The organism is Rothia sp. CCM 9416, assembly GCF_048513535.1.
GTDB lineage: Bacteria > Actinomycetota > Actinomycetes > Actinomycetales > Micrococcaceae > Rothia.
This window is the reverse complement of the sequence record NZ_JBLXXR010000003.1, coordinates 26,229-48,410: the sequence shown is the minus strand read 5'-3', so window position 1 is coordinate 48,410 and position 22,182 is coordinate 26,229. Positions and strand designations below refer to the sequence as shown.

The following is a 22,182-nucleotide window of genomic DNA, read 5'->3' as shown; positions in this document are numbered from 1 at the left end:
GGATAAGTCTGCCCTGGTGCAGTAGCTTGTGCGGCGCAAACCTTCATCTGCGTGTTCTTTGAACGGCATTTGGAAGGTTTGCGCCGCGTTCACTCCGTATTAGGTACCGCATGGGTAGCTGGCCTTGCGTGGGCACCGCCACACCTGCCAGAATTGTTGAACAATCTACGGTTTTGATGAACGGACGTAAAGGGGTGCCCATGATTCACCGCCCACACGACGGCGCAGACATCTACACGGTCAAGCCCTTTGGCGCCCTCGCAGCCCTGGTGGACTGCCGCACCCTCGAAAATGCCCTGTACCTGCACCTGCACCTCAGCAGGTACCCCGCCGCAGGCCAAACTGAGCTGATTCCGGCCGCCCGCACCGTCCTAGTTCGCTTTAGCACTTACGACTACACCGCCGCCTTTCTGGCCGCTCCCGACCTGCCGCCGGTAATCGGTCATGTGCGCGCCCACGGTCGCACGGTCACCATTCCCGTGATCTATGACGGCCAGGACCTGTCCGATCTTGCCGCCCACCTGGGTATGAGCGAGCAGGCTCTTATCTACACCCACACCACGGGCCGCTGGTCGGTGGCCTTCGCGGGTTTTGCTCCCGGCTTCTTCTACTTACACCGGAACGATAAGGTGCTGGATGTTCCCCGCCGTGCCAGACCGCGCACCTGCGTCCCGGCGGGTTCGGTGGGGTTAGCCGGTGATTTTTCGGGTATCTACCCGCGCTCTTCGCCGGGTGGCTGGCAGTTAATCGGGCACACTAATGCGCCCCTATGGGACTTAGCGCAGAACCCTCCGGCGCTTTTGGAGCCGGGTATGCAGGTCCAGTTTGAGGCGGTCCGGGAACTGATTACGGTAGCCGGTAGGTCCCCAGCAGAAGAGCACCCGGGTAAGCCTGCACTTAGCGAGCTGGCTGCGGGATTGAAGGTGCGCTCCCCCGGTATGCTTACCCTTTTTCAGGATGCCGGCCGCAGCGACCTGAGCCACTGGGGTGTTTCCCCATCAGGGCCGGTGGACCGCGCCGCCGCTGCAGAAGCTAACCGGCTGGTAGGTAACCAGTTGCAGGCAACCGTCCTGGAGAATCTTGCCGGTGGGCTGGCCCTTACGGCCCACCGCGATGTGGTTCTTGCCCTTACCGGAGCGCAGCTTCCTGCGCGGATCAGCGAAGATAACCCGGTAGATGCAGAAAGCCCTACCCAGGAGGAACCGCTAGCTGTCACCTCCTACCGCCCCTTTGCCCTCAAACCGGGGCAAACTCTGACTCTAGGGGCTACCGAACGCGGCCTGCGCACCTACCTGGCTGTGCGTGGGGGTTTTGCGGCGCCCCAGCAGGCGACAAGTTCTTCCCGCGATACCCTGGCTGGCCTGGGCCCGGAGCCCCTAGCCCCCGGTGACCTACTGGCCCTAGCAGCAGAAAGTTCAGCACTAGTGGGCAACCCCGTTCCCCCGCTCCCTCTACCCGGCGAGCAGATATTAACGATTCGTGCGGTGCCGGGGCCCCGCCAGGACTGGTTCACCCCGGAATCGCTGACCCGTTTCACAGAGGCAATCTGGGAGATTTCGCAATCCAGCGACCGTATCGGTGCCCGCCTGGTGCTATCCGAGCCTGAGGGTGGCGGTGAAAGGCCAGAACCCACCGAGGTCCTGGCCCGTCTCAGCGACAAGGAGTTACCGAGTGAGGGCATGGTGGCGGGAGCTATGCAGGTTCCCCCCAGCGGGGAGCCTGTTATCTTCCTGGCCGATCACCCGGTTACTGGCGGCTACCCGGTGATTGCAACGGTTCATCCCGATGACCTGCGCCTGATAGCCCAGGCCCCTCCCGGCACTAAACTCCAATTCTGCCTCGTTCCCTTTGACCATCTGACCCCACAGAAGTGAGTTCTACAATGCGTAAAGTTTTGATTGCTAACCGCGGCGAGATTGCCGTCCGTATCATTGGCACCTGCGCGCAGCAGGGGATCGCTTCTGTGGCTATCTACGCAGATTCCGATGCCGAAGCTCTGCACACGGCTTTGGCTGATGAGGCCTACGCCCTAGAGGGGTCGACACCGGCTGAAACCTATCTGGATATGCATAAGGTTCTAGAGATTGCCCGTATTTCTGGGGCCACCGATGTTCACCCCGGCTACGGTTTCTTGGCTGAGAACGCTGATTTTGCCCGTGCGGTCATTGACGCTGGCCTCACCTGGATTGGCCCGGCCCCCGAGACTATTGAAGCTCTGGGCGATAAGGTCAAGGCCCGTGAGCTGGCGCTATCGGTGGGTGCGCCTTTGGCTCCGGGGTCAGACGGGCCAGTAGCCAGCGCGGCAGAAGCCCGTGCCTTTGCGCAGGAGAACGGCCTGCCTTCCATCATTAAGGCGGCGCACGGTGGCGGCGGGCGCGGTATGCGTATCGTGCGGCACCTGGATGAGGTTGAAGAGGCTTTCACCTCTGCAACACGCGAAGCCCAGGCCGCTTTTGGCAATGGGGAGTGCTTTATTGAGCGCTTTTTGGAGAGGCCCCGCCACCTTGAGGCGCAGGTGGTTGCTGACTTCCAGGGCAACGTCCTGGTAGTGGGCACCCGCGATTGTTCCCTACAGCGGCGCAACCAGAAACTTATTGAGGAGGCCCCGGCCCCCTTCCTGACCGATGACCAGCGGGCCGCTATTGAGCGGGCTTCTGCCGATATCTTCCGGGCGGCGGGCTATGTGGGTGTGGGTACAGCTGAGTTTATGGTGGCCCAGGACGGCACTATTTCCTTCCTTGAGGTCAATACCCGTATTCAAGTGGAGCACCCCGTGACCGAGGAGGTCACCGGCCTAGACCTGGTGGCTCTCCAACTGTCGGTGGCCGCCGGGGAGCCTCTGCCCATGACCCAAACCCCTGTAGCACACGGGCATGCTTTTGAATTCCGTATCAACGCGGAGGACCCGGCCCGGGGGTTTCTACCTGCCGCTGGCAGAATCGAGTCCATCAGCTTGCCCTCTGGCCCCGGTATCCGCTGGGACGCCGGTGTGCGCCCGGGTTCTGTAGTCAGCGGGGATTTTGATTCTATGCTGGCTAAGCTCATTGTTTCTGGTGCTACCCGCGAGCAGGCGCTACGGCGGGCGCGGTTTGCCCTGCGTCAGCTTGAGATTTCTGGGGTGGCTACCGTGCTCCCCTTTGATCGGCAGGTCTTAGAAGCGCCGGCTTTTACCGCCGAGGGCGGCGAATTCGGGGTCTACACCACCTGGATTGAGGACGTCTTCCTGGCAGAGGGTAGCGGTGAGCCAGATGTAGCCTACCACCAGCCCCTGCTGCCGGTGGGTGCTAGGACCTTCCCGGGGAGCGGGGTCACCCGTTTTACCCTGGAGATCGACGGTACTCCGCACCGGGTGGGCCTCCCCGATTCTGTTTTTGCGTCCCTGGGGAGCGCAGGGGCACCGGCAGGTACAGCCGAGGTAGAAGGGCCCGGTCAGGTTCTTGCACCTATGAGCGGGTCGCTTTTGCGCTTTACCGTGCAGCTAGGAGACCGTGTGGGGGCAGGCACCCAGGTAGCTCTGCTGGAGGCCATGAAAACCGAGGTTCCGGTGCTGGCGGAGTCTGCGGGAACCGTGGCTGAGCTACTGGCTGAGCCTGGTGAGCGTGTCAGCGCGGGTTCTGCTCTCATCCGTTTTGACTAGGGGCACCCGTAGGATAGTGCTGTGACTTCCCAATCCCTTGATGCCGCCTTTACCCCGGAGCTGAGCACCCTAGCGACCCATCGGCCCGCCGATATGCAGGCTCCCCAGTGGGCGGCTTCTGCCTTGCGTTCCGCTATGGATGCCGCTGCGCTGACCCCCGGCACCCAGTTGGTCGAAGAACAGCTAGCCGCCCTGCTCGATGTTTCCCGCAACACCCTGCGCCAGGCTTTTACTGAGCTTGAAGCTGAGAACCTGGTGCAGAGGATCCCCTACCGGGGAGTCTTCGTGATTCAGCCGGATGCTGAGCAGGTGCGGGAGCTCTTTATTGAGCGGTGGGCTGTTGAGTCCGCCGCGATTGGCCTCGCCCCGCTTGGGGAGAACAGTGATGCCCGTGCAGCTATTGACCGGGCCCGTACCACCCAGGCCCGGGGGCAGGTGCCCCAAATGGCGAGCGCTAACCAGGATTTCCACCGTGCTCTGGTGGCTTCGGCTCGGTCGCAGCGGCTGAATCGGGCTATGTCCCGTATTTTGGCGGAGATGCGGCTGATTTTCTTTGAGTTGTCACACGATATGGGTTTTCATGCGCCTTTTATCGAGAAGAACGCCGAGTTGCTTGCCCTGGTTGAGGGTGGGCAACGGGAGGCGGCGCATCGGGCTTTGCGGGCCTATTTGGATCTTTCGCGTGACCGTTTTTTGCAGGAGCCTGTACTCTAAGGGCTTGTGCCAAAGCAGTGCTACAGGATTTAACTCAATCAGCCTTTTTAACACAAAAGCACCGTGCCTGTCGGCTAGTTGAGCGCTGACAGGCACGGTGCTTTTTGAGCGGGTTGGTTTTAGCCGGCCCAGAGCTTGGCGATACCGCTGAGTGAGTTGAAGCCCAGGTAGATGGTCAGGAGCCAGGAGGCCCAGCCAATCACAATCAGCCAGATGGGGTACTTGTAGCCGTCTAGCAGGGTCTTGGCACGGAAGGTTGCCACAAAGAGGATCACACCAAAACCAAGGGGCAGAATCAGACCGTTGACTGCACCGGCCACAATCAGCAGGGTGGAGGGTGCTTTACCGGCAATGATAAAGACGACAGTTGAAATAACGATAAAACCGATGGTCAGCGCGTTCTTGACGGTGACGGAGGTCTTAGAGCTGGTCACGAAGGAAACGGAGGTGAAGGCCGCACCGATGACCGATGAGATAGCAGCGCCCCAGAGAATTAGGCCGAAGATGCGGATGCCTATTTCGCCTGCCGCGATGCCGAAGGCTTGGGCGGCAATAGATTTTTCGGTGTCCATGGCAACGCCGGTGGCGACAACACCCAGGATGGCGAGGAAGAGCAGGAAGCGCATCACACCGGTGATGATGATGCCGGTGACCGATGAGCGGGAGATGTCTTTGACGTGTTCTGCGCCGTGGATTCCGGCCTCCAACATGCGGTGGGCACCGGCGTAGGTGATGTAGCCGCCTACGGTGCCGCCGACCAGGGTGGTGATGACGGTGAAGTCAACCTGTTCGGGCAGTACGGTGTTTTTGAGGGCGTCCCCTACGGGCGGGTTGGAGACAGCGGCAACGTAGAGGGTTGCCAGGATCATGATGGCACCCAGAATAACCACGATACGGTCCAGGGCCATACCTGCCCGCTTGGAGAGGAAGACACCGATAGCGAGGACGGCGGTGAGGATGCCGCCTGTGGTGGCGTCCATGCCGAGCATGGAGTTCATGCCCAGGCCGCCACCTGCTACGTTGCCCACGTTAAAGACGAAGCCACCCAGGGCTACCAGGATAGCTAGGAAGATGCCCAGGCCGGGGATCAGGGAGTTAGCCAGTTCTTGGGCTTTGCGTCCGGAGACACCGATGACGCGCCAGACGTTGAGCTGAACGGCGACATCGATCAGAACTGAGATCAGGATGGCAAAGGCAAAAGCCGCGCCCATTGTGTAGGTGAATTGCCCGGTTTGGGTGATGAAGCCGGGGCCGATGGCGCTGGTGGCCATGAGAAAGAGTGAGCCGAGTAGGGCGGTGCGGCGGCCCTTGGCGGCTTGCTCTTGGTCAGTGATCAGGGCTTGTGCATCTGCCATGTCTCTCCTTGGAGGTTGTCATGCCCCGGTAAGGGAGGGCATGAGTGCTCGGTTTATAGACATAGATTACAGAATGACTGCTTATTGGCGTGGGAGAAAGCTGCGAAAGCGTGGACCCGGAGCTGCCGGGCGGTCTGTTTCTTAGCGTGTAGCCACCCCTGCTCAGGGGGTGGCTACATGCTCTGGTTTTATCTTGAGGGTTTAGCCTTGCGGTAGCTTCGGCATACTGCTCCTGTGAGCAGGGCCAGGGCGGCAAGACCCACCAGGAGCCCCACTGCTGATACGCCTGTGGATGCTAAGGATGGTGGAAGCTGAGCTCCCCCTTCTTGAGCTTGCTGAGCCGGTTCCTGCTCCTTATGAGGGGCCAGCAACTGTGTCTTCCCGGGTTCGCTTGGGGCTGCGGGGGACGTGCTGGTTGGTTGCTGATTCATAGTGCCACTGGTCTCTAGCTGGTGGAATTTATGGTGACTTTCCTCCTTGGGGCTGGGGCTTTCGGGTCCGCTAGCTCCTTGGGTTTTACCGCTGGGGCCTTCCCCCTTGTCCGCGGGGCCTTGCAGGGTTTTGGTTTCGCTTCCCTGCTCTGGGGTTTGGGCTGAGGGGTCAGAAGACGGAGCTGAGGGGTCAGGAGACGGGGCTGAGGGGTCAGGAGACGGAGCTGAGGGATCTGGAGACGGGGCTGGTGCGGTAGCTCCCTCAGAAGGAGCCGGGTCCGTGCCAGTTTCGACCGGCTTTCCATCCTGCTGGCAGTCCTCAATAGCCTGATCTCCTACAAGGAATACAAGCTTTTGGGGTTGGGATGCTTTCTGCTCACCGTCAAGGGTTCTGGCACTGTAGTAGGCCTCAAATTCATAGATGCCGGGGGCCGTGAACACCCAGTAAGCGTGTACGTGGGTGGGGAAGTCTACCGGGATGAGATAATCACCTTTACGGGAATCCGCAAGTAGGTTCACCCCGGTAAAGGGGGACTCTTGATAGATAGCGAAGTTGCTACCGTCCGGTTTGTGAACCGGGTTCAGGTGTAGCTCAACCGGGCCTTCAAGACGTGAGTAGTCAATATCTTGTGTATTCCACCCTGGCCAGATGATGCCCGGCTCTTGATTTTGGGGTAGGCCATAGAAGGAGTCTCCAGCTTTACCCAGAAAATCTAGCTCCGGGGCTGTGAGCGGTCCTTGACGTAGATTTCTTGCCTGGTTACCTACGGCAAAGACGACCTCATCAAGTGATCGCTCAGTTGCCTGACGGGAGATCTGTCGGGTTTCATCTTTTAAGAATGTCTTGAGTCCCTGCTCTCCGAGCTGAGCCTTAATATCTACATGGCCCTCTGTCAGGATGTACCTTCCCTTGTAGGGTTCTATGGAACATTGTGGGGCTGAAGCTGGGGTCTCGGGGGCAGGGTCAGCCGGCGCAGGATCAGCCGGCGCAGGATCAGCCGGGGGTGCCGGGTCTTGAGGTTCTACCGGGTCTGGCTCATCAAGCAGGGTAATACTTCCTTGAGCCTGATAGCTCTTCCCCTGGGCATAGGAGTCTGTTACCTGAATACTTGCTGCCTGAGCCTGCATATCGGGGTGGGGGATAATTTGAGCAATAACACTTTCCCCATCATAGAACCAGCTATCTTGGTAAACGTATTCAGCGATACCGTTGACAAAATGCCCCTCAAAAGTGGAGTCATAGTATTGGCTGTCAGCCTCCTTAAAACCACCAGCTAGGAAGCCTCGGAAGTTGGGGTCTTTCGCTTGCACTATCAGCTTGCTGTACCCCTCCCGCTCTGTAGGCTCAAGGGTAAGGGTAAAGTCCCCGCTACTGGGTCGGTAAAGTTCACCGGTCATCGTGAAGTTATCTGGGTCCCTGTGCTCTTGCGGCCAGCTCCCTTCTCCTTCCGAGGAATCTCTGGAGGCTTCTACACCGGGGGCGTAGTCAAGAGGCTGAGAGATCCAGCGCGCCGCCTGATCATGCTCACTACTTGGGGTAAAGACAGCCTGTAGCTGCCCAGGTGTGCTCCCCAGAAGCTCATCCCAGCTGGCCCTACCCTGCGAAACCGGCAAATCCGTCAAAAAGTATCCGTTGTTAAAAAGCGTTAAAGTCCCTTCAAGAGAGCTGTTATCAGCCTCAAAAGCAATATGGGTGAGGTTCTGATCGCCGGAGCGTTGGCCTTCCCTGTAGGGGCGAATGCTGAGCCTGTAGTCCATATCTGCCAGCTTGCCTTCTGGAGCCTGCTGGTAGCGTTCGAGGGTGCTGAGACCCTGGGGGATGCCATCTCCCGGCTGGGGGGATCGGCCTCCGACCTGCCAAATAATTTTGGTGGGTTCTGATTGAATTAGCTGGCCCTCAAGGCCACGGGCAACGGTCCGATAAGTCACCTCATAGCGACCAGCGGTCGTAAAGGTGGTTGCGTTGTGGGTATGGCTACCGGGGCGAAGCAAGGACGAATTAAGGCCGGGAGTTTTGGAGCTCATCATACGCCTGAGAGCAGATGGATCCCACTGATGGTGGTAGCGGAAGAGTTCCATTTCGCCCGGGCCGTTAACATCCATGATATCCAGGGCGAAAGTTCCATCTCTAAAGTCCTCTACGGGGATATCAGTCTCTGCACCAAAACCAACCCAAGCAGGGTCATGGTTCCCCTCCGGCAGGCCCGGTGCCATGTAGAGAGTATCGCCTGGCTTACCCAAAAAGCTCTGCTCTGCCGATTCATCGACGGTAAAGGTGTACTGGCTCCTACCTGTCATTTCTGACCAGCCCTTGCCTAACCAGATGATGCTTTCATCAGCGCTATAGGGGCCCTCTTTATCCCCTTGAGCAGGGGCTTCATTACGGAGCACAAAATGGTTATCGATCCAGGCTGTCTTGGGGGCATCAATGTGTGCCCGACTTGTAATAATTTTTCCGTCATCAGGCCCGGCTGTAGCCGGGAGCGAGCCTGCCACAAGAGAGGCCAGCACGAGTGAGGACAGGGTCAGAAGACGGGCCTTAGAAAGGCTCTTGCGAGGTGTATGTTTCTTGACTATCACGGTGTATTTTCTGTGTCGCTTGCCGGGAGGGTGTATCAACAACCCACCCTTATTTGAGAATGATTATCATTAAAGATAAACTGACTTCTGATAAAAATCAAATGATTTCCCCTCAGAACCCATCCGTCCCATACTTAGGCAAATAGAAAGCACACCCATGTACCGCCCTCAAAGCCCCCTCTCTGTAACCGCCCTGGCTCTTGCCCTCAGCCTGAGCCCTCTCGCCCCAGCACTTGCCCAGGATCAACCTTCCCCCCTAGAAATCAACAGCTCATCTTCCATCCAGGGACAAGACATAAACCAAGCATCGAAGACCGTCCTGCACACTGAACATACGGATGCCCTGGCCCTAGCTCTAGGCCAGGACGGCCTTGATATGTTTACCTACGCAGACCTCCCCCAGGCCCCCAGAAGTAGGCTCGACCCTGCAAGGACAGTTTTTAACCTTGAAGATAGAGAAGAGACGCGCTTACCCATCCCTGAGGGGTTCGACTTTCTTGGAAAACCGGGTGAAACTATCTGGCTAGCCCCCCAAACCCAGGTCAAAGGTGTCCTCTGGCCCGGGTGGAACACTGAAGATATCCGCCCCGGGCAGCTCTCAGGGGATAAGCTCAACCTTGAACTTATCCAGGCGCGGACCCCTGAAAATGGTGCTGTAGAGGTCTTCCAGTCATCACTCACTGGAACCACCCGAATATTTAGCTCCCAGCAGAGGCTAGCTGCCCACCAGCAAGCTGTCGGCTCCCATGTTCATGCCAATTGGGCCTTTACCACCCCCGGAACCTACCAACTAACCTTCCGGGCCAGCGGCTCCTACCCAGACGGTAGCCCTGTTTCTGCAGAACAGACATACACCTTTGTCGTAGGAGAACTTTCAGCAAATCCCGAAGGGGAAGATGCCAAGGACCACAGCACTCCAAGAAAACCTGACCCCTCACAGCCGGCAACCCCAGAGCCCACCAAGCAGGTAGCTGAACCCGCTGCAGTTGAACCCCCTGTAGCTGCCGCCGCTCCACCTCAGCCTGAAGCTGGTGAGCAAGCAAGCACCACCGCTGGCCAGAAAGAAGCTAGCAGGCTCCCGGCAGCCAGCCCACAAAGCATGGAGAAGGATCTTGCCGATCCCCCGGCACCCCACCCGGCACCCCAAACCCAAGAGCGCGTTGACGAAGAAGCTACAGTCTCCCAGCAGGCCAACCCGGCCGCCCAGCCCTCCCCTGCACAAACATCCCATTCCCAGCCAAGCGCTCAGGAGCAAGGAACTAGAGCTGACAGGCAACAGGCCACGATCGCGCCCCAGTGCTATGCCACTGAGGAGCAGGTTCATACAGCAGTAGCATCCAAGGGTAGGCCAACCTCTGCACAAGCTAGGGCCTCTTCTACCTCAGCCCAGAAGCCAGCTCTTAGTGTGATGCGAGCTGTGAACACTAAGGCCGACCGCGTTTCAAGCGGGCATTTCGATTTTGGGCCGGTCTTAAAGTCAGGTAGCCTCTCCGCCCGCGTCAAAGATGACCGCACCTCCCCTGCCCGCTGGAAAGAACCCGCCGCTCTGACCTTTATCCTTGGTCAAGATGCCAAGACCTCCTTACCTGCCGGGATGGAACATATCGCCCCAGCAGGCAGTGAAATTTACCTAATCGGTGCCACCCAAGAACCCCATGTTCCCTGGCTAGGTTGGAACACCCAAGACCCTGAGCTCGTCGCCCAGGCCGCCGGCCCCGTGGAGCTAAGGCTCAGTGAGCTCCAAGGACCTGGGCAACTATCAGTCTTCCTCTCGGGCAACTTCGGGGCCGCGGGAACCACTGTCTTCAACAAGGTGGGGGACACATATTCGGTGCCACTCAACACCCACCAGCACGGTAACTGGATCTTTACAGAAGAGGGTGTGTATACCGCCACCCTCACCTGGTCAGTACCACTCAAAAATGGGCAGAGGGCAACAGCCTCCGGCACCTTACGCTTTGAAGTAGGTGATACCTCACAGAGTGCAGATCAGAAACCAGAGCAGCAAGCCGATCAGAAGACAGAGCAGAATAAGAGCTCAGAGGCCATCAAGAATGAGGCAGATATCGTCACCCGCCCCGATGGAACCAAGGTACGCATTGTAGGCAAGACCGCTCAGGGCGAAAACTGTGATCTAAGCGCCGAACAGCTAGCGAGCGCACAGCGAAAATCTGCCCGCGGGGAGTTAGCCTACACCGGCTCCACAGCCAAGAGCTTGCTAGCGGGTGGGCTTACAACCGTAACCTTGGGCACCTTGCTACTGCTGATCAAACGCCGTTCAGCCCGCCGGGTCAGCACCCATGAATAGGTCCTACCCTGTGGTAGCTAGCATCCTAGCTCTGCTCCTGCCCTTAGTGGCAGGATGCAGCGCTGGGGATGCTGGGCAGCAAAAAGGGTTCCATATAGTAACTTCAACGCCCATTATGGCTGACTTGGCTAGAGCCGTGGCCGGCGATAGGGCCCAGGTTACTTCACTGATTCCGGCGGGGGCTGACCCCCATACCTATGAGCCCTCCTTGAGGAACGTGCGCGATATAGCTTACGCAGATGTAGCTTTTACCAATGGCCTGCTTCTTGAGCAGCAGAAACTCGTCCGTACTATAGATGCCAACCTGCCTGCAGGAGCCACTTCGGTAGCTGTAGCGGAAAAAATTGAAAGCTACGGTGGGACCCTGCTGCCTCTGGTAGAAGATGCTTCGCTGGATTCCATCTGGCTGGGGCTACGCACATCAGGATCACCTAAGGATCTAGACCTGGCAAGAGATGCGTCTGTCGCCTTCCGGGCAAGTCGCGCTCAGGGTCCCGGGCAGTTAGCTGCTTTTATTACCGGCACCTTTGGGTCGGTAGAAATGGTGGCAGACTCAACCCATATGGAGGCATCCGACGAGAACCGGCAGTTGGAGACCACCCTCCCCTTGCAGGCCCACACCCACCTGTCATGGTCATATGCAGAACCTGGTATATATGAGCTTGATCTTGAAGCCAGCGCCCACACAGCCCAGGGGGAAAGCCTCACCGGCCTCAAAGAAGTACCTGCCACCACTATTCATTTTGCGGTGGGGGTTGACCCCCAGGAGTTAGCTCAGCAACTTCAAGAACAGACAGGTAGCCCCGTGACCGTACTCAATAATGGCCATGCCGACCTGAATGCTGATCTGGCCACCGGAACCCTAACAATACGCACAGATTCAGATGGCCAGATAGAGAACCATGATCCGGCAACCACTGTTATCGCGGTACCTTCACGCACTTTGCAAGAAGTACCCGCTGGCAGCCAGTACCGTTTTCTTGGCAAGCCGGGGACCAAGGTGTACCTGCTGGCCCAGGCTGTACTCGGCAAGCATGTTCACGGTGAGATAGACCCCCATATCTGGCATTCAGTACCTAACGCCATGGCAGCTGTTGAGTTGATGCGAGACACCCTCAGCACAGCAGATCCAAGCGGTGCCTCCACCTACCGAGCTAATGCCCATGCTCTTCTCGAAGAGCTCTCCTCCACCCACCAGGAACTCACAGCAATCTACGGAGGGCTTAACAGTAGCCAAACTAACTTGGTGACCACCCACGACGGCTACCGTTATCTTGCCTCAACCTACGGCCTCACCGTAGCCGGGTATGTCTCTGCCGGCCCGGGGGTAGAACCCAGTATCCAGCAACGAGAACGTCTCCGCCGCACTATCACCGACTTAGGAGTACCGGCCCTTTATACAGAACACAAAAACCTTACAAGGACGCCGGTACTCCAACAGGTCAGTGAAGAGCTAGGGGTAAAAGTATGTGAACTCTACTCCGACACCATAGACTCTGCCGCCCCGACCTACAGCCACATGATGTTAAAAAACGCACACACAATTGCTCAGTGCTCCGCTAGATCCTGAGCCTTGCACCACCAGCCCACCTGCACCCCTACCGAGGACAGTTATGAACCGTATATCTCGTCTCGCTACAGCGCTCACTCTTACTACTTTTCTCCTCCTGCCAGGCACACCTCTAGGGTCAGCCTCCTTTGCCGCAGAAGATAACAGGAGCGCCCAGGAGCGCGCACTAGAACAGACCCTTTCGTCCGATGAACCCACCGTGACAGGCCAACACGAAATTTCGGAAGGTCATATCGACTTAGGCCCTACTTTATTTGACGGTTCTTGGGAACTCATGTTTCGCGATGATTCCGGTCTCTCACCTGTCTGGCGTGATCCGGCAGAGGTGGTGCTTCGTGGCAATGACACTTCTCTCATGGCTGTACCCGATGATCCCCGCTATTCTTTTGTCCATGCTCCACCGGGTGAGCAGGTCTATGTCATCCCCCAAACCGAAGCGGCTGGGGTAGTGTGGCCCGGCTGGAATACTCAGAACCCGCAGGTTGTGGAAGAGCTTGGGCGCGGGGTCACCCTCACCCTGGAAAAAGTTGAGGGCCCTGGAGATTTTTTCCTCTACCTTGAGAACGGTAATTTTGCCGCTCCCGAGGTCCTCTGGGACTCAAACAGTGCAGGACCTCAAGATATTTTTGTGGAACCGAATACTCATGTTCACGCCAATTGGGTTTTTACCCGCCCCGGTGCCTACTACCTTACGGTGCGGGCGCACGCTGAACTATCAGATGGAAGGCAGGTTAGCGATACCGCCCAGCTACTCTTTGCAATTGGCTCCGAGGTAGAGACAGAACAGGTATTCTCTGGGGCGAGAGTCCTCAGCACAAAAGACCAGCATAAAGATTCGGGCACCAACCTAGCAGCGCCCTCAACTGTACCGGCTCAGGCTAGTAAGACCCCTAGAGAAGATAGCTCTGTCAGCCCACAGCAGGCTCTTTCCCCAGCGCTCCTTACCGGAATAGGGCTGCTGGTGCTCTTCCTGCTTGCTGGCTCATTCTACCTGCTCCGGCGCTCTGTAGGTGCCCGTTCAAGGGCCCTCAGTGAGAACTCTGGGGAGCGTTCATGACTCTCCCTCTATCCATCCGCAACCTCACCGCAGGCTACCCTCAGCAACCGGTCTTAGAAGGTCTTAACCTGGATCTGGAAGCCGGTGAACTTGTGGGTCTTATCGGCGCTAACGGTGCGGGCAAGACCACCCTCCTGCGCTCAATTTTAGGTTTGGTACCAATCCACTGTGGCAGTATCCAGGTACTCGGGAAACCCCCCATCACAGCCCGCGCCCAGATTGGTTATGTGCCCCAAAAGCATCTCTTCCAGTGGGACTTCCCCATCACCGTTGAGCAAGCTGTACTCAGCGGTCGCACCAAAGCTATAGGTTGGTTCCGTAGGGCAGGCACATCTGACTGGCGGGCTGTCTACTCGGCATTAGATCGGACTGAACTGACTCCTTTGAGGAACCGGGTTATAGGTGAACTCTCAGGCGGGCAAAAGCAACGTGTTCTGCTAGCACGAGCGTTAGCATCCGATCCGCAATTACTTTTACTGGATGAACCTTTTACAGGGATTGATGCCCCCACCCAGACCTGTCTCAACCGTCTCTATCAAGAACTAGCCGCCAGCGGGTTGGCTATTCTCATGTCCACTCATGACATGGTGGCAGCCCGCGCCTACTGCTCACGCATTATTGGGCTTCAGCGGTGTCTCGTTCTTGATGCTCCCGCCTCCCAGCACAGTGTAGAAGAACTCTATACCTTCCTCCATCACGACAGAGTGAGCCCAGCATGATTAGCCCCTTTGAGTTTGTCCAAGATCTTTTTAATCCAAACTTAGCCTTTTTAACTCGCGCCTTGGCCGCAGTGGTTATCGCCTCGGTGGTAACCGGAATTGTTGGTTGCCATGTGGTCATGCGCGGCATGGTTTTTATTGGTGATGCAGTGGCGCACTCTGTCTTTCCCGGCCTAGCTATTGCCTTTGTGATGGGAGGCTCTTTAGCTCTGGGGGGCCTGCTAGCTGGGGTTATTACCGCAATAATGGTCGCGCTTTTTAGCCAGAATCAAAAGCTTAAAGAGGACTCGGTCATCGGTATCTTCTTTGCCGGTTCATTTGCTTTAGGTATCACGCTTATTTCGCTGGCACCGGGGTATTCAGGGTCGGTTCAGGATTTTCTCTTTGGTTCAATCGTAGGTATTTCAGGGTCAGATGTTGCTCAAGCAGCCGGTATTGCAGCTACGCTCATACTGGTCTTAGGTGTTTTTCATCAGGAGATTGTGACGGTATCTCTCGATAAGGAGAGCGCGCGGGCAGCAGGCCTGCCTGTCCTGGCCCTCGATGTCTTGCTCTATGTGGTGGTAACGGTATCTGTAGTTATTTCCTTGCAGATCCTGGGCAATGTCTTGGTTCTAGCTCTGCTAGTAATCCCTGCGGCCAGCGCTCGACTGGTCTGCCGAACGCTGGGGCGCATGATGGTTTTTGCGCCGCTCTTTGGCGTGCTGACATCAGCTACCGGGCTTTACTTCTCTTGGGCTTTTAACCTGCCAACCGGAGGCGTGATTGTACTGACCATGATTGCAGGGTTTTTGGTGAGCTCTGCTGTCAGCGCCTTGAAAGGAAAACTAAAAGGGCCAGCGCTCATGACGGGCTGACCCTTAGCCTGTGACCGGTATGGAGATGGCTACCCCGCTTTCTCCGCGGGGTAGCCATGAGCTACAGACACCCGGTGAACTGTTATTTCAAGGCTTCACGGGAGATGACAACCTTGACGGCCTTGTTCTCTGCGGCATGAGCAAAGAGGTCGTAGGCTTCTTCGAACTGGTCAAAGGTGAAGTAATGGGTGGCCATAGCCTTAGCGTTCAGGCGACCTGAGCGCACCATGTTGAGCAGGTTTTCCACGGTATTGCAGTTAACCAGGCCCATGTTGATGCAGACGTTGGAGATCCACATGTCCTGGATGGGTAGTTCCACAGCCTTACCGTGGACGCCGGCGTTAGCGATTGTGCCGTAGGGCCGTACGATTTCGGTGCAGGTTTTAAAGGTTGCGGGTACACCCACGGCTTCAACAGCAACGTCCACACCTAGGCCATCTGGGGATAGAGCCTTGATTTTTTCGACAGCATCGGGCTCTGAAGCATTAACCTTATGGGTTGCCCCCAGTTCTAGGGCGGTGTCCATACGGTTTTCATCCATGTCCACGGTAATAACGGTACCGGCACCGGCCAGGTTAGCGGTCATGATCGCGCCCAGACCAACGGGACCAGCACCAACAACAGCCACGGTGTCACCGGGCTTGGTGTTGCCGTTGAGGATTCCAATTTCAAAACCGGTGGGCAGGGCATCGGTCAGGAAGAGTACTTGGTCATCGGCCAAGCCTTCGGGAACCCGGTAGAGGGAGGTCTCTGCGTAGGGTACGCGGACATACTCAGCCTGAGTGCCATCAATCAGGTGCCCAAAGATCCAGCCGATACCGCCCACGGTCTGGCAGTGGGAGTACTGGCCCTTCTTGCAGTAGGAGCACTTGCCGCAGTTGGTGACGGCGGGGATGATAACGCGGTCCCCGACTTTGAGCTCTGTGACGGCGGAGCCGACCTCGGTGATGGTTCCTACAGCTTCGTGGCCTAGGATTCGACCGGGCTCGACGGCGGGTACGTCGCCTTTGAGAATGTGCAGGTCGGTTCCGCAGATGGTGGTGGTATCTACTCGTGCGATGACGTCAGTAGGTTCAATGATGGTGGGGTCGGGTACTTCTTCCCAGCTGCGCTTGCCGGGGCCGTGGTAGACGAGGGCTTTCATGGGTTCTCCTTGGGACAAAAGGAAGCAGGGATGTGCTCCCAATCACCATTGTAAGGGCATTGGTATGGCTACACATCAAAAATTTTTTATATTAAGGCTAGTTCCACCCTAAGAGAGCGCCTGAGCGTACCCCCTAATTACCTTCTTCCTCCAGTTGGGCATCCAGGCGCTGGCGGTCCCGTTGGCGCTGCTTGGTAGAAATATCACGCAGTACAAAGAGACTCCCTATGGCGCCCACTACACCACCAACAATCATTCCGCGTGACATATCGGGGTCTACAAGCCCCAGAATGTTGCGGTAGATTCCGCTCATCATGAGCATGGAAACCACAAGGGCGAACACCAACCCAACTTTTGAGTATGGGGTAATTCGAGGCCTGGGAGCGTGCTGACGTAGCCAGAAGTCTCTGATCGTCATTGAGAAGATAAGCACCCCCAGGGGGAGCACAGCCCACATGGCATACCAACCGGGCAAGACCCAGGCCAGAACTGCGCAAGCCCCAAACATTAAGTTGATGACCCAGGCATAGGAAATTGCGATAGCCCTATAGAGGGCCTGCCGCTCAAATTCATCATCCATAGATGCGTCATAGCGGTCCAAGATTCTCTGGTTGATACTCATGTTTAGTCACCTTCTCGGGGGTCAAAGATGTCCTCCACCGACCTGCCCAGAATCTTTGAGATCATCAGGGCCAGGTAGACCGAGGGAGCATAGTTGCCCTTTTCAATATTGGCGATGGTCTGGCGGGACACCCCTGCCCGTTGGGCAAGTTCTGCCTGCGATAGTTCCTTCCACCGCCGGTACTTTCGCACCAGGTTGGTGCTTGGTTGTGGTGTCATAGTGTTCTTTCGGGTTGAGGCCTCCCCTTAAATGTAAACTATTCTTTACATAAGAACAACTATATTTGACTGAGAGGTGGCGGGCTCCCTCAGCGCCTGTAGCCTTTCCCCACACCCCCGACTTAAGGCTTGAGCCAGATACCCAGTAGATCTAGGGTTAAAGGTGCAAGACACCATCAAGCAAAGGACAGCCGAGCATGATTTTTATTGTGGTTAAATTCCAGGTTAAAGACGGCAAGCGTGAAGAATTCCTAGAAGCCGCCCGCGACTTCACCCTGGCCACCCGCGCAGAGCCGGGCAACAAGTGGTACGAATGGTCCCTGAGCGTTGAGAACCCCAACGAGGTAGTCCTGGTCGAAGCCTTCAAGGACGACGCAGCAGAAGCCCACGTTAAGTCCGAGCACTTCGCCAAGGGCATGGAGAGTATGCGCCCCTGGCTGGCCGAGACCCCCAAGATTATCTCCCGCCTCATTGAGGGCAATGATTGGGACCGCATGGGCGAACTCACTATCGACTAATCCAGCACACCCCAACACAGGCAAGGGGCGGCCACCGCATGTGGCCGCCCCTTTTGACCTGGCTCCGTCAGAAAATTACTGGGCGCAGGCGTCACAGCTTAAGCAGTGCTTCAAGGTCCAGGACCTCAACGGTAAAAGGGTGCTGGTCGCTGGGGGTCGCATCACCCACACCAGGTACGGTAGCGCGTGATTCTAGCTGCTCAGTCTCTAGATTGTAGCGGTAGATGGTGGTCTCCCCCGAAAGGTCTAATATAAAGCGGAAGAGGTATTTATCTTCTTGCATCAGGTAGCCGATATCCTTACTCGGCTCGAAGTCGCCCAGGTCGAAAGCTACCGTGTTCTGGGCGGTTGCCAGGTCGGTTTTCACCACTTTGCCGTACCCCGATACCCACCACAGGTGCCCATCGTATAGATAGAGCGGTGAGAGGGTGGGGCTCCACATCTGGTCATTTAGGCGGGTGGCCAGGTCCCCGCTTATGTCCTGCTCCCGATACTCGCCGGTCTGCGTGTCATAGGAGACCAGCTTTGACCCGGTGTAGTGCTCGGGGCCAGCGTAGGCCAGGCCCTCAGCAGGCGGGGTGATGCTGTCAATAATGTAGTAGATGACATTGTCAGAGCAGACAAAATGCTGGGTAGTGTTCGCCGGCTGCTCACTCTTATATTCGGCGACGGGGGTAGCTGAGAACTCTGGGTAGAGCTTATAAAGCCGATCCGGTGGGTACGCTGACTCAACGGGGTCTGCCTTCATCTCCCCGCTTTGGCCCATAGCCCACACCGTACCGTCGGGGCAGGTCGCCATCATGGAAAGAGAATCAGGTACCTCGTGGAGGGTGCGTTCTTGGCCCTGTACGGTGATAATTTGGGTGGGGTTCCCTGAATTTACAAGGGCGATAGATCCAGTTCCTTCACCGGGTAGGGGTATCTGTTCAGAGATAGTGAGCATTTCTTGTTGGGGGTGCTCTATGGTTTTTACCCCGTCGGCGCTCAAGATGTAGTCGTTCACCTTATCTTTGTAGTGAAGCTCTTGACCATCAAAACTAAGGGCCCCGCCGTCCAGACCTTTAAGGTCCAGCCGCGACCACTCCTGTTTTTCGGGGTGGTAAAAGAGGATCCCGCTCCCAGGATTTTGCGGCAGCGGCGAATCATACCGCCCCGCGAGATACACGGCGAAAGCCCCATCGGATAGTTGTTCCTGAGGCGAATACTGGGGCATGGTCGGTGAGAACAGGCCACACCCAGTCAGGAGGGCAATGGCTGAAAGACAAGAAAATAATTTTATTTTTTTCATCATTTCTCAACTTCTTTGTTGATACCTGTCCCCATTATTTTTGTGGAGTACCTTCCCCAGAAAATTCACCACGATAAAACAATGCGGATTATAAATTAATAATAATTATATGTATCTGCTTCACACAACCCTGATGTAGCTCCCCCGACTGGCAGTGAACCCGCCCTCCGATTGCGCCTTTCCATAAGTACATTTCTTCCCCGAAACCAATTAATGATGTCTCCAGCTACCGATTCAAGACCGGTAGCTTGCAGGGCCCACCGCGCTTGAAGAAGCCCCGCGAAAGGTTGCTCTTCCGTTCCCGCACGAACTCTGCCCCTTTTTCTTGACTAGAATGTAGGAGACAAGACCATCGCTAACCGTGGGGAACCCTATGACCTTGCCTGAGCCGGCTGCCCAGAGCCACCATGAAGAGCACCTCGATGCCGATCACACCTCGGTTTCGCTTGCTGTTTCTACAGTGATTTTGGCCTTGCGCCGCAAGGAGGGCCAAAGCCACCACTCCCTCTGGTTACCGCTTGTACGCCGTCTACGCGAACCCTACAAGGGCCAGTGGGCTCTACCCGGTGGGCCCTTACACCCGGAGCTCTCGCTCGAAGAAGCCGCAGGGTCCACTCTCAAGCGCGCAACGGGGCTGGTACCGGGCTATCTTGAACAGCTCTACGCCTTTGGCGACGTACACCGCACCCCCGATTACAAGATTATGCGTGAGGGCGGGTCACTCCCCGTACCCGCCGAAGAGGACGCCCACGAGCGGGTAGTTTCTATCATCTACTGGGCCTCTATCCCCCAGACCGAGGTCAAGCGCACCCGCGTCCACGAGAACATTCGGTGGTTCCCCATCGATGAGCTCCCCATTCTTGCTTTTGACCACAATGAAATCGTTGAATACGCCCTCTACCGTTTGCAGAATAAGGTGGAGTATTCCCGTATCGCACATTCTTTCCTGGGGGAAGAATTCACTCTTGCCCAGTTGCGTGAGGTCTACGAAGCTATCCTGGGGCGCCCCCTAGACCCGGCTAACTTCCGCCGGCAGATTGCGGCCTCAAAATCAATCATTGACACCGGCAAGCGGGTTGAGGGAACCCGCCACCGCCCGCCGCGTCTTTACCGTTATAACCATTCGCGCGCATTTGCGGATCAAGGCCCCTTGGGCATGTACCGCGAGGCCGCTTATAAAGCCCAGGAAGGCACCCTTTCATGAAGCGTCTTATCCCCCTAGTCGCTAGTGCGCTGCTTGTTCTGACCGGTTGCGGCCAGAACGATCAAGCCAACAGCACGGCGACGTCTTCTCCCACGATCAGTTACACGGACGGTATGACCGTTACCGTTGTTTCCGTTGAATCAGCGAACACCTTTACCGCAGAGATCGAGGGTCTTAAAAAGCAGGTCCGTCTAGTTAATCTTGCTGCGCCTTCCCCCAACGGGCTGGCACTTTCTAGTGACTGCCTGGTCGATGAGTCAAAAGCCCTTCTTGCAGAGAAACTACCTGCCAACAGCCAGGTGACGCTCAAATTTGATGAGAACCAGCGCGGCAAGACCGGCTATGTTGAGGCCGCTGTTTACTCGGGTGACGCTTTCATCAACCGGGATATGGCACGAGCCGGTATGGTAGCCACAACTTTCTCCACTGCCAGCGATAAGTTCTACCCCGAGATTTCTCAAGCCCAACAGGATGCCGCCAACGAGGGCCTGGGCCTTTATTCCCGCGACCTTAAATGCGCTATCCCCGCGCTGATCCAGGAGCAGAAGAAGGCTGTTGACGACGCCAAAACCTGGGAGGTCAATACCGGCCAGGACGCCTCTGCTGAGGACCAGCAGAAGGAGGCAGAACGTCAAAAAATCTACAAAGATGCCTCTGCTTTCTACCGGGAACTCAAGGATCAGGTTAAGTCACCGGCCCAATGGGTGGGCTCTATCGTCACTCTGGATTCTGTCTCCCAGCAACTGACAGATTTGGAGCAGACCCTCGGTGATGATTTCTATCCACAGAATGGCACCAGTGTAAACCAGCAGAAGAAGTCCGGGGCGCAAAGCACCCCGGCACGTCCCGGCTCCTAAAACCTACAGCTTTACTACTTTTTCTTGGCCTCCGGTGGCCTCACTTTTTGGGTGAGGGCTCACCGGAGGCTGATTTTTTGCCCTGGTCCCTAGCGCTAGGGGGCGGGGAGGCGCTGGCTTCTTTAGCTTTCTGCTCCCGTTCAGCCTCTTCGGCAACAGTGTAAGCAACCCTTTTGCTTTCGTGGGCACGGGTGAGGGCCGCTCTTTGGGTTTTGACAGACTGGGTTTCAACGATGGAGGCAAGCAGAGGCAGGTCGGGGTTTTTCTCGTAGCCTGCGAGAGTTCCAGTGAGCTGGGTTGCCTCTTCCAGAGGGTCTTTGAGGTCTAGCCCCTGTGCCCCGGTGAGGTTATTGGTCGCGGTCTTGAGCTGAGCTGGCAGGGTACAGGCCATATCCCTGCTGTAGAGGCCTGCTTGTTTCTGGTCAGCTTCGTCTTGGGCTTGGCTGACCTGATCGTAGTAGAGGCTAGCACCGTCATGGGTTGCCACCCCGTAGCCCGCTCTGGCTATCTCAGCGTTGACCAGTTTGCCGTTAGGTAGGGTGACCCCGGCCGTGACAGTGGGCGGTGGCTCGGTAGCTGCTGACTCGGTGGGGCTGGGCCTGGTGCCGGTTCCTAGGGCGGTATCGTAGGTTAGTTCCACAGGTGAGCCCACCGGCAGCATACGGGTGAGGTAGTCGGTGGATTCTTCTGCCAGGCAGTGTATATCGGGGTTGTCGTGCCTGGTCTGAGGGGTGGCTAGGTTCATCAGGTCAACGATTACAGTGGCGCCATCACGGTCCACCACAATGGTATCTGCATCTTTTACCGAGATAATGCGAGCGCTGGTGAGGTCTTCGGTGGGGGTGGCAGTTGGGGTGGTTTCAGCTGGTTCTTCCTGGCCACCGCCCAGCAGACCGCAGCCGGTAAAAGTGAGCGCACCGAGGGCCAGAGCCGTCATGGGTGTGGTGTAGCGGTGTGGGCGCATGGGTTTTACTCCTTAGGGTTGAAGACCATAGCAGCCAGCAGGTGGGGCGGCTCCGTCCTTCTTGTGCCGCGACCGGCTTGTCTGGCCCACTGATGACGAAGGCACCCGCGCTCTTCCCCAGTCAGGGAGGGGCGCGGGT

Annotated in this window: 18 protein-coding genes; 11 read left to right on the top strand and 7 right to left on the bottom strand. The window is 57.1% G+C overall.

Annotation, left to right across the window (positions count from 1 at the left end; translation table 11 throughout):
* The first annotated feature begins 110 nt into the window (after window positions 1-110).
* Genes ACN080_RS02305 through ACN080_RS02295 form a run of 3 tightly spaced genes read left to right on the top strand, consistent with a single transcriptional unit; the run spans window position 111 to window position 4,351 of the window.
* A complete protein-coding gene (locus ACN080_RS02305; protein WP_419112940.1) occupies window positions 111-1,874 on the top strand; it encodes a carboxyltransferase domain-containing protein in 1,764 nt (587 codons plus the stop codon).
* Between the two features lie 8 nt (window positions 1,875-1,882).
* Window positions 1,883-3,637 carry an acetyl/propionyl/methylcrotonyl-CoA carboxylase subunit alpha gene (locus tag ACN080_RS02300; protein WP_419112939.1) on the top strand — a complete coding sequence of 585 codons (1,755 nt, stop codon included), beginning with the start codon at window positions 1,883-1,885 and terminating at the stop codon, window positions 3,635-3,637.
* Between the two features lie 21 nt (window positions 3,638-3,658).
* Window positions 3,659-4,351, top strand: a complete 693-nt coding sequence (locus ACN080_RS02295) for a GntR family transcriptional regulator (protein ID WP_419112938.1) — start codon at window positions 3,659-3,661, stop codon at window positions 4,349-4,351.
* 119 nt (window positions 4,352-4,470) lie between these two features.
* On the opposite strand, the gene ACN080_RS02290 is transcribed toward ACN080_RS02295, so the two are convergent.
* On the bottom strand, window positions 4,471-5,706 hold the full coding sequence (locus ACN080_RS02290) for an NRAMP family divalent metal transporter (protein WP_419112937.1): 1,236 nt from the start codon (window positions 5,704-5,706) through the stop codon (window positions 4,471-4,473).
* 188 nt (window positions 5,707-5,894) lie between these two features.
* Entirely contained in the window at window positions 5,895-8,717 is a 2,823-nt protein-coding gene (locus ACN080_RS02285) for a choice-of-anchor M domain-containing protein (RefSeq protein ID WP_419112936.1), read from the bottom strand.
* 157 nt (window positions 8,718-8,874) lie between these two features.
* Here ACN080_RS02285 and ACN080_RS02280 point away from each other — a divergent pair, with 157 nt between their 5' ends.
* Genes ACN080_RS02280 through ACN080_RS02260 form a run of 5 tightly spaced genes read left to right on the top strand, consistent with a single transcriptional unit; the run spans window position 8,875 to window position 15,228 of the window.
* Window positions 8,875-11,025, top strand: coding sequence for a TIGR03773 family transporter-associated surface protein (locus ACN080_RS02280; RefSeq protein WP_419112935.1), 2,151 nt, complete (start codon window positions 8,875-8,877; stop codon window positions 11,023-11,025).
* The gene (locus tag ACN080_RS02275) at window positions 11,018-12,595 is read left to right on the top strand and encodes an anchored repeat ABC transporter, substrate-binding protein (protein WP_419112934.1); all 1,578 of its coding nucleotides are present in this window, start codon (window positions 11,018-11,020) and stop codon (window positions 12,593-12,595) included. Before ACN080_RS02280 ends, ACN080_RS02275 begins: the two co-directional genes overlap by 8 nt.
* A gap of 43 nt (window positions 12,596-12,638) precedes the next feature.
* Entirely contained in the window at window positions 12,639-13,652 is a 1,014-nt protein-coding gene (locus ACN080_RS02270; protein ID WP_419112933.1) for a choice-of-anchor M domain-containing protein, read from the top strand.
* Window positions 13,649-14,371, top strand: a complete 723-nt coding sequence (locus ACN080_RS02265) for an anchored repeat-type ABC transporter ATP-binding subunit (protein WP_419112932.1) — start codon at window positions 13,649-13,651, stop codon at window positions 14,369-14,371. The genes ACN080_RS02270 and ACN080_RS02265 overlap by 4 nt, the downstream gene beginning before the upstream one ends.
* Window positions 14,368-15,228, top strand: a complete 861-nt coding sequence (locus ACN080_RS02260) for an anchored repeat-type ABC transporter permease subunit (RefSeq protein WP_419104974.1) — start codon at window positions 14,368-14,370, stop codon at window positions 15,226-15,228. The genes ACN080_RS02265 and ACN080_RS02260 overlap by 4 nt, the downstream gene beginning before the upstream one ends.
* Before the next feature lie 82 nt (window positions 15,229-15,310).
* On the opposite strand, the gene ACN080_RS02255 is transcribed toward ACN080_RS02260, so the two are convergent.
* From ACN080_RS02255 to ACN080_RS02245, 3 genes are all read right to left on the bottom strand, one after another.
* Window positions 15,311-16,372: a zinc-dependent alcohol dehydrogenase family protein gene (locus ACN080_RS02255; RefSeq protein ID WP_419100325.1), complete on the bottom strand. Its 1,062-nt coding sequence runs from the start codon at window positions 16,370-16,372 to the stop codon at window positions 15,311-15,313.
* Between the two features lie 133 nt (window positions 16,373-16,505).
* Window positions 16,506-16,994 carry a hypothetical protein gene (locus ACN080_RS02250; RefSeq protein ID WP_419112931.1) on the bottom strand — a complete coding sequence of 163 codons (489 nt, stop codon included), beginning with the start codon at window positions 16,992-16,994 and terminating at the stop codon, window positions 16,506-16,508.
* 2 nt (window positions 16,995-16,996) lie between these two features.
* Entirely contained in the window at window positions 16,997-17,212 is a 216-nt protein-coding gene (locus tag ACN080_RS02245) for a helix-turn-helix transcriptional regulator (RefSeq protein ID WP_419100330.1), read from the bottom strand.
* A 197-nt stretch (window positions 17,213-17,409) separates the two neighbouring features.
* Between ACN080_RS02245 and ACN080_RS02240 the strand changes: the two genes are divergently transcribed.
* Window positions 17,410-17,730 carry a putative quinol monooxygenase gene (locus tag ACN080_RS02240; protein WP_419100331.1) on the top strand — a complete coding sequence of 107 codons (321 nt, stop codon included), beginning with the start codon at window positions 17,410-17,412 and terminating at the stop codon, window positions 17,728-17,730.
* Window positions 17,731-17,821: 91 nt separating this feature from the next.
* On the opposite strand, the gene ACN080_RS02235 is transcribed toward ACN080_RS02240, so the two are convergent.
* Window positions 17,822-19,021 carry a hypothetical protein gene (locus ACN080_RS02235; RefSeq protein WP_419112930.1) on the bottom strand — a complete coding sequence of 400 codons (1,200 nt, stop codon included), beginning with the start codon at window positions 19,019-19,021 and terminating at the stop codon, window positions 17,822-17,824.
* Between the two features lie 370 nt (window positions 19,022-19,391).
* Between ACN080_RS02235 and ACN080_RS02230 the strand changes: the two genes are divergently transcribed.
* Both ACN080_RS02230 and ACN080_RS02225 read left to right on the top strand, forming a co-directional pair.
* The gene (locus ACN080_RS02230; protein WP_419100337.1) at window positions 19,392-20,222 is read left to right on the top strand and encodes an NUDIX hydrolase; all 831 of its coding nucleotides are present in this window, start codon (window positions 19,392-19,394) and stop codon (window positions 20,220-20,222) included.
* Window positions 20,219-21,079: a thermonuclease family protein gene (locus ACN080_RS02225; RefSeq protein ID WP_419112929.1), complete on the top strand. Its 861-nt coding sequence runs from the start codon at window positions 20,219-20,221 to the stop codon at window positions 21,077-21,079. The genes ACN080_RS02230 and ACN080_RS02225 overlap by 4 nt, the downstream gene beginning before the upstream one ends.
* A 40-nt stretch (window positions 21,080-21,119) precedes the next feature.
* Here the strand turns inward: ACN080_RS02225 and ACN080_RS02220 are convergent, their stop codons facing one another.
* The gene (locus ACN080_RS02220; RefSeq protein WP_419104982.1) at window positions 21,120-22,043 is read right to left on the bottom strand and encodes a thermonuclease family protein; all 924 of its coding nucleotides are present in this window, start codon (window positions 22,041-22,043) and stop codon (window positions 21,120-21,122) included.
* Window positions 22,044-22,182 lie beyond the last annotated feature (139 nt).